Raw genomic sequence first — 14,779 nt, 5'->3', positions numbered from 1 at the left:
TTACTCATTACTCATTACTCATTACTCATTACTCATTACTCATTACTCATTACTCCTTACTCAACCACAACCAGTAACATTAGGTAAAGATGCAAGATCTGAGTCTCCCCCTCTCCCGAAATCCCTATTCCCTATAAACTATGATTAAACCCCGTTCTGGATATACTTTACCTGTATTTGCTTGTGCTGCTGCTTTAGCGGCTTATTACTGTTTAGAAAAAGACCAAAGAGAAGATTTTGTAGAGATAGACTTAATTAAACCCCAGGAAAAAGTAAGCATAGCAGTTGAACAAGTAGCAAAACTAAGCGATCGCACTGCTTTAGCTATTACCCGTAGCGATCCTGGAGATAATTTAGATTTAACTCGTAATACCCCAATTTGGGCCCTAGTAGAGAGATTAACTACTGCTAATGAGGCGGTTACTATTATCGGTGGTGAAGGTATCGGTAAGTTAGTTAACCAGTCAGGAAAAGCAGCTATTTATAAATATGCAGAAGAGTTATTAAAGACTAATTTAGAGGCTTGTTTATCTCCTGGGGAATATATACAAGTTACGATAATTTTACCCTTCGGTCGCCAATTAGCGACCCGAACTTCTAATTCAGCTTTTGGAGTGGTAGAAGGGTTATCTTTACTCGGGACAACGGGTATTTCTCAACCTTTGACCGCTCCCGATCAGTTAGACTTGTATAAAGAGGAATTAGCCGCAAAAGGGGCTAACTCTAGTTGTGTAATGTTTTGTATCGGAGAAAATGGTTTAAGCTTAGCTACAAAGTTGGGTGTTAAGCCAGCACAAATGATCAAAACGGCTAATTGGTTAGGTCCTATGTTAGCTACTGCTAGTTTGCAGGGAATTTCTTCTTTGTTGCTATTTGGCTATCATGGTAAGCTAATTAAATTGGCAGGAGGAATTTTTCATACTCATCACTTTTTAGCTGATGCTAGAATAGAGATTTTAACAGCTAATCTAGCAGCTTTAGGCGCTCCTCATCAGTTGATACAGCAAGTATTTGATGCAGATACCTGTGAAGCTGCTTTAAACATCCTCAAGCAAGAAGATCGTCAACAGGGGACTAATTGGGTCGAAAGCTTATATCAGGCGATCGCCAGTTCTATAGATAAACGTTCTCAAGCTTACATATACAAACAAACAGCTAAATCAGTTACCGTAGGCTGTATTCTCTTTGACAGTCAACGAAATATTATTATCCAAAGTTCCCAAGGTCAAACTATTTTTTCACAACTAATTCCAGGAGATTAAATTTTAATTTAGTTCAAAAAAATTTACAATAGAAAAAAGAAGAGGTTTAAACATAGTGAGTACAGAAACTAGATCTGAAGAACTACTAGAGGAAAAAACTAGTAGAAATATTAACCGTCAAATGATTGTAATTCTTGATTTTGGTTCTCAATATTCCGAACTAATCGCCCGTCGTATTCGAGAAACTCAAGTATATTCTGAAGTACTATCATACCGTACCAATGCCGAGCAAATTCAAGCCCTTAACCCTAGAGGAATCATCCTTTCAGGAGGACCGAACTCAGTATACGATGATAGGGCACCTGAATGTGATCCCAAAATCTGGGAACTGGGTATTCCTATCCTGGGTGTTTGCTACGGAATGCAGTTAATGGTTAAACAGTTGGGGGGGATAGTAGAAAAAGCTGAAGTAGCAGAATACGGCAAAGCCTCAATTACTATAGATGATCCCACAGATCTTCTTACTAATGTAGAAAATGGCTCAATTATGTGGATGAGTCATGCTGATTCTTGTACTAAATTACCAGAAGGTTTTGAGATTCTCGCCCATACAGATAATACTGCCTGCGCCACTATCGCTGACCATCAAAGAAAACTTTTTGGAGTACAGTTTCACCCAGAAGTAGTTCACTCTGAAGGGGGAATTGCCCTAATTCGTAATTTTGTTTATCATATTTGTGAATGTGAACCAACTTGGACAACAGAAGCTTTTGTTGAAGAAGCAATTAGAGAAATACGAGCAAAAGTAGGGGACAAAAAGGTACTACTTGCTTTATCTGGTGGTGTAGACTCCTCTACCTTGGCTTTTTTACTTCATGAAGCTATAGGAGATAATGTAACTTGTATGTTCATCGATCAAGGTTTTATGCGCAAAGGCGAACCAGAAAGATTGATGGAAATATTTAATAAACAATTTCATATTCCTGTAGTTTATGTTAACCAACGGGAGCGCTTTTTAGAGCGTTTAACAGGAGTTACTGACCCTGAAGAAAAACGTCGCCGTATTGGACATGAGTTTATCAAAGTTTTTGAAGAAGAATCAAGACGCCTAGGACCATTTGATTATCTCGCCCAAGGTACTCTCTATCCTGATGTGATTGAATCGGCAGATAGTAATGTAGATCCTCAAACCGGGGAAAGAGTAGCGGTAAAAATTAAGAGTCATCATAATGTTGGTGGTTTACCTAAAGACTTGCGTTTTAAGTTAGTTGAACCTTTGCGCAAGTTATTTAAAGACGAAGTGCGCAAAGTAGCCCGGGCGATTGGTCTTCCAGAAGAAATTACTCGTCGTCACCCCTTTCCAGGGCCAGGCTTAGCCATTAGAATTATTGGTGAAGTTACCTCCGAAAGACTTAATATTTTACGTGATGCTGATTTTGTTGTGCGTGATGAAATTGCCCAACAGGGAATGTATCATGATTTTTGGCAAGCTTTCGCTGTACTATTGCCAATTCGGAGTGTGGGAGTAATGGGAGATACACGTACCTACGCTCATCCAGTGGTTCTCCGCTTAATTACTAGTGAAGATGGCATGACCGCGGATTGGGCTAGAGTTCCCTATGACTTGTTAGAGAAAATTTCTAACCGTATCGTCAATGAAGTTAAGGGGGTTAACCGCGTGGTTTATGATATTACTTCTAAACCTCCAGGAACCATTGAGTGGGAGTAGAAAATCTTCAACTCCAAAATCTTAAGTTAAATAAGGGCGCAAACAAGAGCGCCCGCTCTCTCTTTCTAACCTAGCTAGTTTGATGTTAATTAATTTGTAATATACAAATATTTTTTGGTATAAACCACAGGAGCGATCGCTAACTAATATTAAATCGTAGGGGCGCTTTGAAAATGTTGAAAAATTTGATTTATAGCAATGAGCGTTGTAGTGTTAACAATATTTATATTTAGGGCTTGCTGAATAAATGTAAAACTTTTGCTAGATAAAGGTTTGAGCCCATTTTTATCAGAAAAAGTGCAAGGTTTTTTGATATATTATGCTAGAAAGAGTGCATTTTTTTCTTTGATTACTCGAAAATTCATAAATCATTATTACCTCCTGCCTCCTGCCTCGGTGCAAAGCTGCCTTTCTCCTCACCAAAACTTACTTTTTCACCCGTACCCTATTTACAGATCCCCCCAACCCCCCTTAACAAAGCTATGCTTTATAAGCAACTCTGAAACCCTTGTATAGCAGGGAGCAGGGAGCAGGGAGCAGGGAGAAAATTTTTAAGTAAAATTACTTAATTTCCTAAATAATGTATTTGTTTATACATTATTTTCTTAAACAAAATCTAAAAAAGCACAAACTCACAAGTTACGGCTTTTGTCAAGTTTTGTGTTAAGAAAGATGTTTATAAAGGATAGCTTAACAAAGGGGGGCTTTTCATGATAACTGTAAACATCTATTTGGTCATTGCTATACCTTCAGGCTGTCAAATCATCTTAAATATCGCCAGCCAGAATATAATCGCTTTGAGTAAACTCAGTAGTATTTCTCAGGACGGCGAAAATATTATTAGTATTACTGTCTGCAATATTAACATTACCATTCCTGATGTCAATACTTAGCTCAGAAAAATCTAGATCGCTGCTAAAGAGGTCTTCACCGCGAACAAAATCATTGATGGTATCTTTACCTTCACCGGATAAAACCACAAAGATATCAGCGCCTGCTTGACCTAATAGGCGATCGCCACCTGGTCCTCCATCTAGGGTATCGTTTCCTGCATCACCTCTTATCACATCATCCCCTTCTAAGCCTTTAATGATTTCAGCATCACTAGTACCTGTTATGGTATCGTTGCTCGGTGTTCCTTCAATAATGGGAAAATCATTATTGTCGCCAACTAGAATATAATCTGATTGAGTAAATTCAGTAGTATTTCTCAGGACGGCGAAAATATTATTAGTATTACTGTCTGCAATATTAACATTACCATTCCTGATGTCAATACTTAGCTCGGCAAAATCTAAATCGCTGCTAAAGAGGTCTTCACCGCGAACAAAGTCATTGATAGTATCTTTACCTTCGCCAGATAAGACCACAAAGGTATCGGCGCCTGCTTGACCGGAGAGGCGATCGCCACCTGGTCCTCCATCTAGGGTATCGTTTCCTGCATCACCTCTTATCACATCATTTCCTTCTAACCCTCTGATTATTTCACTATCACTAGTACCTGTTATGGTATCGTTGTTGGCTGTTCCTTGAATAGTGCCTGGAGTTATTCCAGGTTCATCGTTGTCTATGATGGTGAGAGTTGCTGTATTCTGAGTACCTACAGTAGCACCGTTAGTAGGATTAGAAAGAGCTAGATTGATAGTTTCATTTGCTTCTACATCGCTATCGTCAACTATAGGAATAGTTACTGTTTTACTTGTTTCACCATTAGCAAAGCTTACTACTACTGGTGTGCTATTGTAGTCAGCAGGTGCCGTGGCTGTGCCATTTGTTGGTGTTACGGTAACATTTACAGCGCCATCACTTCCACCTGTTCTTACTAGGGTAATAGCATTAGTAGCCGTGCCATCTTCGTTCACACTGTAACTACCCAAGTTGAATTGAATAGTCCCTGGGTCTGTTGGTTGGTCTGGTTGAGTAACATAATCCTGTTGAGTAAATTCAGTAGTATTTCTCAGGACGGCGAAAATATTATTAGTATTACTGTCTGCAATATTAACATTACCATTCCTGATGTCAATACTTAGCTCGGCAAAATCTAAATCGCTGCTAAAGAGGTCTTCACCGCGAACAAAGTCATTGATAGTATCTTTACCTTCGCCAGATAAGACCACAAAGGTATCGGCGCCTGCTTGACCGGAGAGGCGATCGCCACCTGGTCCTCCATCTAGGGTATCGTTTCCTGCATCACCTCTTATCACATCATTTCCTTCTAACCCTCTGATTATTTCACTATCACTAGTACCTGTTATGGTATCGTTGTTGGCTGTTCCTTGAATAATGGGGAAATCATTATTATTTTTATTAATGAATACAGTAGCTACATTAGAATCCTTAGTTCCATCATTAGCCACGTAGGTGAAGGTATCGGTTTCGATAAAGTCAGTGTTAGGGGTGTAAACAAAAGAACCATCAGAATTGAGAGTAAGGCTACCTGTATTTACGTCTGTCACCAGATTAGCGGTGAGAGATTCTCCCTCAGCATCAGTATCATTGCTGAGTACTCCAGGAGAATTAATAGTCAGGGTTTCACCTGGGTTGATACTGTAGTTATCATCTAAGGCTACGGGGGAGTTATTTTCAGTGACTACAGTAACAGTAGTAGAGGCATCACCTTGGGGGGGGATATCTTCCACATAACCTACATTATCAGTGGCGACGCTGTAAAAAGAATAGGTTTGACCAACTTCTCCAGGATAAATAGCGGAAGTTTCAGTAGTGTCATCTTGCCAGATAGTAAAATCACCATTATTGATAGATACAAAAACATCATAGGAAGCAATACCACTACCTTCATCGCTGCCAGTCCAAGATACAGTAAATTCTTCTCCTACAGTTTCTGGTAATGCTTCTACCATGCTAGTAGGCACTGTAATATCGATTGTGTTGAGTACTTCTGGAGTTATTATCGCTTCGTTGAAGTCAAAAACAATATCGGCAATAGCATTGATTTCTGTTCCTGTGGCTAAGTTATCTTTTGGTTCGATTGTGTAGCGAACAAAGCCTTCACCTTCTCCATTTTCTCTGTTGGGTGGAAGGAAGCCATCATCAACGCCTGTGGCTAATTCTCCTGTCTCAGGGTCAATCGTAGTCAGGGTCCAAGTTACTGTAGAAGTTTGGCGATCTAAAGTTGCTTCAAAATCAACAAAAGAGCCGATATCTTCTCGTAAGTCTAAACGTTCGCTATAGTTTTGAAAACCATCGGGAACATCTACTACTAAATCTCCAAATCCAAAATCACCTAACTCAAAAGTATCTAGGTCTAGGTCTGAATCTAAAGTCTGGGTGATAGAAACTAGTACTGCTGGTGCCGTGGCTCTTTCAACTTCGTTTTCAAAGCGAATGGTGTAAGGTAGTAGTTGTGGGGATTGTATCCAGCCCTCTGGGCCAAATCCTGCTGGTCCAATGATATCATTGGGGTCAAAGGCCCCAACGACAAGAGTTGTACTGTCACTTAATACATCGCCAAATTCTACTCCCAATGCTTTGAAAAAATCTGCGATTTTCTCGCCAAAAGAATCATCGAAGATCCTTTGTTTTATGAAGTTTTGCCAAAAGTCGCTGAATAATTTGTCTGCAACGAACTCAAAAAGCTCGTTGTTTAATATTTCATTAATCGGTTCCCCTAATCTGTTCCCTAATCTTGTCAATCCAGGTATGGGAAGTACACCTAGACCGAGATCTATCCCGAGATCTAACAATGAAAATTGCTCAAGAGCATCAGGATTACGACCATCAATAAGTATTTCTGTGCTTTTGCCAACAAGATAACCCTTTGCACCAGTGTTTAGCGACAATAAAATGCTTCCTAAACCCCTTACAGCAAGCTGTTTACCTACTGTAAATCCAAGTCCTCCAATAGCACCTGTTACTGCGGCCCCAACCCTACCACCTAGTGTCTGTTCTTTTGCATCTGTAGTAGCTGTATAGATTACAGTGTTAAGCAATGCACCTACTACAGGTATTATGAAGAAAGGAACATTACCAGAAGGATCGATCAAATTATTTGGAGTATTAAATGTATAACGATATAGGTTAGTATCCTTTCCACTTAAACCAATAGGATCGGGACTGGTAAATCTACCAGAATTACTATCATAAAATCTAGCCCTCATAAAATCGAGACCATTAGTTTCTTCCATCACACCCCACTGACCAACAAATTCAAAGGGGTTAGCTATGGTTTCTGTTTCTGATAATTCTTGACCAAAAGGTAGATAACTATAGCTATTGATTTCTTCTCCTGCGACATCAGTCAAACTAACAGTAGAACCAATCAGATTAAAATCAAAATAAGCATTCTCCCTACCATCATTTCGACTAACTAAACCAATACCGTGAGTATAGTTCGCAACTAAATTACCATTGTTATCATACTCACCAATTACATCACCTAAACCAAAAGGATCAATTAAGTATTCAGTCCGTTCTCCATTGTAAACTGTGGCAATACGATTACCTAAGGGATCGTATTCATACAAAGTTTCATTACCATCTGTATCACTAACTCTTACTAAACGATTCTGATTGTTATACTCGTATGTTTCTGTACTGCCTCCTTCTGTCCTTGAGATCAAGTTGCCATCTGCATCGTAATTGTAAACAGCATTTCCTACTGTTTCGTATTGATTAAGGTTATTAGATACATATTCTGTAGTCGTATTATTAACTACAGTGCGAACCCTATTACCAGCAGTGTCATACACATAAGTTAGATTTTGATTGGCAATTTCTCTGGGATTATTCGAGGTAAATACTGCTTCTGTTAACTGACCAACAGGATCGTAACGGTAAGACCAAGAACCATCTAAAGTTGTAACCTCTGTCTGTTTTCCTAATAGGTCGTAAGTGTAGTCATAACTAGAGTTAATTGAATCATCAGGAGAAAAGTTAGTAATATTGGTAATCTGCCCGACAAGATCGTATTCATAAGTCGTGTAGGTACCATTACCTTTATTCTCTCTAGCAAGACGACCAACATCATCATAGACGTAACTAATAATTAAATCACCATTGCCATCAGTTAAACTTGCTAATAGTCCTGCGGCATTGTAACTGTAGTTTACTTGATTTCCGTCTTGGTCTGTGAGGCTGGTACGACGGCCGCCTGCATCATAGGTATAACTTAGAGAACGACCATTAGCATAGGTAATATTAGTTAAGCGATCAATTTCATTATAATCTAGAGTAATAGTGCCATTGTTATCTGTAGCTGAAACTAAATTACCTCGTTCATTATAGGTATAATCAACAAAAGACCCATCGGGATTATCTTCTCTCACTAATTGACCTTGTCCATCGTATTGATAATTGATTTGCTGACCACGGCGATTAGTTGATTGAATAACATTTCCTTCATCGTTATATTCAAAACTCTCATTACTACCATCTTCATAGGTGATTGATGATAAATTACCAAAGTCGTCATAATCATAGGCAATAGTGTTACCGCGAGGATCTGTTGCACTTGTTAAAAGATTAAATTCAGGTTCATAAGTAAATGTTGTGGTCCCTACAGAATTACCTTGAGATAGTAGATTACCTCGGTTGTCATAAGTAAAACCTATGACACTGTTGTTTGGTCGAATAATGCTGGTCAGGTTGGCTGCTTCATCATAATTGTATTGTAAAATGCGACCTGAAGCTTCCTGTACTTGACTGACTTGACCAAATTCGTTTAAAAATAATCTAGTATTAACACCATTGGCATCTGTAACAGTTACTTCTCCATTGTCACCATAGCTATAAGTAATCTCTTCTGCGTTATCATTCAAGCTTTCTCTGACTAATCTTCCGAAATTATCATATTCAGCAGAGGATCGAACTCCATTAGAATCAGTAATAGAAATTATGGCCAAATCATTGTTGTAAGTATAACTGATTGTTCCTTCTGGAGATGTAATGCTAGTTAATAAATCTCCAGTATAGTTGTAGTTAGTTGTGATTCCCGCAAAATCAGTTGTCTGAGTAATCAAACCATCTCTATTACGAGTTAGATTCAAGAAGTACCCATTTGTGGCTCGCAATGCAACTAATGTTCCATTTGTATACTGAGCCGTAACTCGATTACCGTTGGTATCCTCAATAAAATTTAAGCGTCCATCGTTTCGGAATACAGTTACCGCGCCATCTGTTTCTGTCAAACGATAAGCTCTATTTTCTAGAGTTAGGCTTGCATTGTCTCTCCTCGATGGGAGATAAGTACCATCATCTTGTCTGGTAAAGATTCTTAAAATGCCTGCATTTTCAATAGTGACATTGCCATTTTCATCAACTATAGCCTGAATATCACCAATAAAAGAGCGTCCGCGACCAAAAGAACCTAAGCTGTAACGTTGAGATAAAGCCTGATAATCGCTGGCTTGTTGAAGTTCAAAATTAACCAACCGTGCAGCATCTGCTACAGTTACAGTTTCCCCTATCTGAGCAAGATAATTAGCATTATTAGCTAAAACCCTTTGGTAATCCTCTACTGTGTTCCCTACTGAAGCAATAAAGTTATCGTAGGTGGCGTCCCAAGCTTCTGTAGTCAAATAAGCTGGCCTTAATTCTTCTCGGAAATCTTCCCAGTTAACTGTATCGTCAGGCTCTACTGTGACAACTTCAAAATTAATCTCTTCACCAATTCCTACTGTTGGTCTAAACCCAATGCTAAAGCTACCACTAGCACCCGCAGGTAATACTCCCACTAAACCTTCGTTATTAATGCCTGAAAACTGGATTGAGTCTTCTGTAAATTCTGTTTCTCCAAAATCACGGAAATTAGCACCGTCAGCGGTTAACTCTAGTAAAGGTGCAATAATATCACTATCTCCACTATTACGATAAGTTACTGTCACTACATCTCTTCCAAACGGGCGAATAAATCTAGGACTACTAATAAAGACTTCTAATGCACCTACATCACCAGTAAAAACATCAAAAGCATCTTCTATACTGGTTGTGCCTGGAGTATCTACAACGCGAACATCATAAGAATCAACTCTGCTACCTACTAAATCAAAAGTAGCTGATAGAGTTTCGCTATCTAGCCAAGTTACAGAAGTAGCTTGTTCTTCCCTTCCAGCATTATCAATCAGACTAACATTAGCTTCGGGAGTAAACTGATTACCTGAAATAGTAATTGTTGATTGACCTGTATTACTACCCTCATCTGGAGTAATGCTCAGGATTTGAAATGGTGGTGGTGGAACTGGAGTAGCTGAGATTTCTAGTTGATAAGGAGTAGTGTTTTCTCCTGAGCGAAAAACTCTAACATAGTAAGTACCATCATCCAAGTTTTGGCTAATCGAGCGATCAACACCATTTCGTGCCGTAAGACTTTCGATTATATTACCTCGCTCATCTAAAAGAGCTATGGTAGCATCCTCATTAAGTTCGCTAAGAGTTATATCTAAATCACTTTCACTGATTAATTGAAAAACGAAGAAGTCATTGAAGTCAAGTCCTCCAATAAAATCATTTTCAACTGTCGTACCAAGAAGACCTAAATTTTTAGCAGTAGGAATAGTGTTACCAACATTATCTTGAATAATTACTGGTCCCCCTTCGCTAAAATAATCAAAAGCACTGGATCCCAAACTTAAACCAGTTATCCCCTCAAAAGTAGCGATAAGTTCGTCTGGTTGAGAACCATCTTTATCAATCAATAGGTTAGTATCACCGTTTGATACTTCTAGCACATAATCTTGAGGTAATCCTATAAGCTGAACTACATCTCCTGCGCTGGGGTCAAAATCTCTGATTAAGGCGAAATCATTAGTTCCATTAGTACTACGATTCCTATCATCATAGTAAATTTTGGTTCCGTCGCCAAGGATAAAGCGATCGCCACCGGCTCCTCCTTGTAGGGTATCTATTTCTCCTTCTCCAGGGTTAACTTCATTGGGATTGACACCTATTATAATATCGTTGCCATTACCACTATTAAGGTTATCATTACCTTCTCCACCAATGATTGTATCATTACCCCCTCTACCATCGAGAGTATCATTGCCATCACCACCATTGATTGTATCATCCCCTTCTCCCGTGGGAATATTATCCCCTACCTGTGTACCGGTAACGTTGAATCTGTTGATATTGTCAAATGATACTTCGTTAAAATTGGAACCATTAGACTGATAGAGATTTCTGATACCATCTACTGTTCCATTAGAAACACGGTTGGTACGAATTCCCGCATCGCTAATAGAAGAATAGTCAACGATTAATAAATCATCTCCCGCTCCTCCATTGACTGTGTCATCTCCTAAACCTGAATTTATCGTATCATCCCCATCACCAGCATTGATACTATTGTTAAGACGTAAGCTAAAATTAAAAGTATCATTGCCACTACCTGTGGTCAAACCGCCACTAAACCTTTCGATTCGCCTAATTACCGTGCCATCAGCTAAACTTATATTCTTAGAAGTATCACTATCATCTAATCTGAAATTAATGGTAGCACTGCTCAAATTGACATCGGCAAGGGTATCTATCCCCGAACCACCATCAATTTGGTTAACTCCACCTCTATCGATAATCAGGTCATTGCCTTCTCCACCAATGATTGTATCATTACCCCCTCTACCATCGAGAGTATCATTGCCATCACCACCATTGATTGTATCATCCCCTTCTCCCGTGGGAATATTATCCCCTACCTGTGTACCGGTAACGTTGAATCTGTTGATATTGTCAAATGATACTTCGTTAAAATTGGAACCATTAGACTGATAGAGATTTCTGATACCATCTACTGTTCCATTAGAAACACGGTTGGTACGAATTCCCGCATCGCTAATAGAAGAATAGTCAACGATTAATAAATCATCTCCCGCTCCTCCATTGACTGTGTCATCTCCTAAACCTGAATTTATCGTATCATCGCCTGAAGTTCCTACTAAGTTATCATTGCCATCGGTACCAATCAAATTAGCTAATTCTACTTGTACTTCTTGTCCATCAACATTCAAAATAGCTGTATCGTCTTCTGTTTGTAGAGATTGTAATTGTTCAGAATCAATATTCCCTTCTTGTACCAACAAAGCAAAAATTCTACCTTCATCACCAAGGGATTCTACAGAATTTACTTCGGCATCGATAAAATGCCCATATTCTTCTAAAATCACCTCAGCAATTAGGGATATATTCTGACTATTTTCTTCTAAATATGACTCAGACAGATAAATTTTACCTGTATCACGAGAAAAAGCACCTACAGCACCATTTAACTCGTTTTGGTTACGAATTTCAAGATTAACTAGCGATTGAAGATTAAAGTTATTACCACCCCATAAATTTTGATAAGTAGAGGAGTTAAGAGAATCCCCAAACACAAGGGTTAACTTCTGACTCAACTCAGAATCGAAACTAAAAGCGAACAACTGCTGATTAACAAGGGTTAAAGCAGATTCCAGAATTTCTAAGGTTGATTGATTACTTGTCGCCATGTAACAGTACCTGTAAGTAGTGATCATGGGTCAAATCCTACAAAGCCTCGTCTAATTTTGTCAAGATTCTTATATTTACAACTTATAGACATGTCAAAAAGTTGTATTTAGATATATCTTGCTATGAAAAGAAAAAAGATATATGCTAACTTTAAAGTATTACATATTTGTATTTATTTAAGAAAAATGGTATGTTCGTAATAAAAAACCATATATGGGAGTGGAAACAATTCTTGAGAGACTATGCTACGAAATACAGGCTTTCTCGTGATGAAAGAGATATTTTACTATTAATACAACCAGAATTCACAAATAAATCAGAATTACAGAAAATCACGCAAAGACAATGCAGTATAGCAGAACAGACTTTTAACAAACGAATGACAAAGATTTATCAGAAATTAAGTATAGCAAGTAAAAGTAGGTACGCACCAGATAAATTTTTCAGATTAATAGATAGACTGAATCAGGATTTTGAAAATTATGTAAATACTGATAACGAAGTAACATCCCCAGAAGAGGCAGGGATTGACGCCATTTATCCAAAATTTCCTACAGATATATTTGAAAGAAAACTAAAAAGAGTTATTTGTGAGGGGGAGCAAGAGTATAAAAAAGTAGAGATTCTTCAAACATTTGCTCCTAATTTAGATAATTTTATTAACCCACTCATTGAGTGTGTCAATAACAAAGTCTCTATTCGTATTTTATTAATGTGGCCCAAATCTAATATGGCTAGATATAGAGAAGATGTGCTGCGCAGATGCGAACATGACCGACAATATAATCATATAGAGGTTCGTAACAAAGTTATTGAAAATTTAGAAACTGTAGAAAAGATTTTGAGAAACACGAGCAATATTACTAGCACAATTGAAACGCATCCTCTTCAAATTAGACTATATGATAGTCATATGTCTGTTGCTATATATAGAGCTGGTAAATATATGATAACTAGTAATTTTTTACATAGCAGTCTAGCTATCCATAGCCCTCAGTTTGGTATAAATCTCGATAATAATCCTAATCCTATATTAATCGAGCCATATCAAAATGAATTTGAATTGATGTGGGATATGGGGAAAGACTTTACTAAATCACTGCTAAGAAATCAAGATTGTTGGCATAATGATCTTAATCATTTATTTTTATAAAATTCTCAATATTAATCTAGAGACAGATGACTAATCAACAAGATTTACTCCAACAACTTAATGAGACAGAAAAATCCTTAATTGAGAATTTTGAAGCACATCCATTATTTACTCAAATAACATCAATGGAATGGGAAAAGTTTATCTATATTCTGATACAACGTCGCTTTTTATCTCTCTTTATCGTGAATACTTATGAATTAATTATTGATTTACTCTCAGAAAAACAAGAAGAAGTTAAAAAAGTTATGCGAGAAATATTACATGAAGAGTATCCTAGGACAGGTAGTGGAGTTCCTCTTCTTTCTCATAGAGAGTTACTTTTTCAAGATTTATTAAATCTTGGGGCTACTAGAGAAACAATCCTCACAACTTCTGAAACTAATATCACTAAGAAAATTCGAGAAGAAGGGTTGACAATTTTTTATGAGAACTTTGGAAAAGAATCTTTTGAGGTTAATTTGGTTGCAGGTCTTCGTTTTTGGAGCGAAGTAATGGTGGGAATAGAATACAAGTGCCTTTGGAAGAAAATCGCAGAAAAGCTGTCATCATCAAGTAATGATAGCAATAAGAAACGATCTGAATTTTACTACTTCCACATGATACATGACAGTCGGCGTTCCGATATTGGGCAAGAACCTTTAATTGGTGGATTGACTCACGCAGAAATACTGGGAAAGCACATTGCTAAGCTAATTAATTCTGAAAGAGATCTTAAATTTTGTATCGATATTGAAGAAAAAATTCATGATCTAAAATATGAGTTTTACGATCAATTTCAGTAGATGGTAATTTTCATAAATAGACACAGGGGAATAAGTTCTGGTGGAAGATATGAGCTAAAGAGAAATGAACTTTTTCTGAGGTTAATTTAGTACATAAGTTCTGGTGCAAGATATGAGCTTAATAAGCTATCCTTTATAAACATCTTTCTTAACATAAAACTTGACAAAATCCGCTACTTGTGAATCTGTGCTTTTTTAGATTTTGTCTAAGAAATTAATGTATATTACTATACATTTTATCCACAACTTAAGTAATTTTACTTAAAACCCTCTCCCGTGCTCCGGTGCTCCCTGCTATAAGTAGGGGCGCTTTGAATGAGCGCCCCACAAACTTTGCTTGAAAATGTTGAAAAATTTGATTTACCTTCAGGCCGTCAAATCATCTTAAATATCGGCAAACACAATATAATCGCTTTGAGTAAACTCAGTAGTATTTCTCAGAACGGCGAGAATATTATTAGTATTACTG

The 14,779-nt window shown here is 37.7% G+C and carries 5 protein-coding genes; 4 read left to right on the top strand and 1 reads right to left on the bottom strand.

All coding sequences use genetic code 11. The features are described 5' to 3' along the window. Window positions 1–140 precede the first annotated feature (140 nt). Both cbiD and guaA read left to right on the top strand, forming a co-directional pair. Window positions 141–1,262, top strand: a complete 1,122-nt coding sequence (gene cbiD, locus MW688_RS13490) for a cobalt-precorrin-5B (C(1))-methyltransferase CbiD (protein ID WP_486736529.1) — start codon at window positions 141–143, stop codon at window positions 1,260–1,262. Between the two features lie 121 nt (window positions 1,263–1,383). Beyond that, a complete protein-coding gene (guaA, locus tag MW688_RS13485) occupies window positions 1,384–2,931 on the top strand; it encodes a glutamine-hydrolyzing GMP synthase (RefSeq protein ID WP_486736530.1) in 1,548 nt (515 codons plus the stop codon). Between the two features lie 767 nt (window positions 2,932–3,698). Here guaA and MW688_RS13480 read toward each other — a convergent pair. Further along, window positions 3,699–12,371 (bottom strand): Calx-beta domain-containing protein, encoded by an 8,673-nt coding sequence (locus MW688_RS13480; RefSeq protein WP_486736528.1) that lies wholly within the window; start codon window positions 12,369–12,371, stop codon window positions 3,699–3,701. Window positions 12,372–12,604: 233 nt separating this feature from the next. Between MW688_RS13480 and MW688_RS13475 the strand changes: the two genes are divergently transcribed. Together MW688_RS13475 and MW688_RS13470 are read left to right on the top strand one after the other, a co-directional pair. Continuing rightward, entirely contained in the window at window positions 12,605–13,525 is a 921-nt protein-coding gene (locus MW688_RS13475) for a hypothetical protein (protein ID WP_486736527.1), read from the top strand. 26 nt (window positions 13,526–13,551) lie between these two features. Next, the gene (locus tag MW688_RS13470) at window positions 13,552–14,310 is read left to right on the top strand and encodes a hypothetical protein (protein ID WP_486736526.1); all 759 of its coding nucleotides are present in this window, start codon (window positions 13,552–13,554) and stop codon (window positions 14,308–14,310) included. Window positions 14,311–14,779: the final 469 nt, after the last annotated feature.

It is taken from the genome of Johannesbaptistia floridana (genome assembly GCF_057440575.1).
This window is presented reverse-complemented; position numbering and strand designations above follow the sequence as displayed.

Coding starts and splice junctions, on each gene's coding strand:
- cbiD (WP_486736529.1), top strand. CDS start 141: ATGATTAAACCCCGTTCTGGATATACTTTACCTGTATTTGCTTGTGCT.
- guaA (WP_486736530.1), top strand. CDS start 1,384: ATGATTGTAATTCTTGATTTTGGTTCTCAATATTCCGAACTAATCGCC.
- MW688_RS13480 (WP_486736528.1), bottom strand. CDS start 12,371: ATGGCGACAAGTAATCAATCAACCTTAGAAATTCTGGAATCTGCTTTA.
- MW688_RS13470 (WP_486736526.1), top strand. CDS start 13,552: ATGACTAATCAACAAGATTTACTCCAACAACTTAATGAGACAGAAAAA.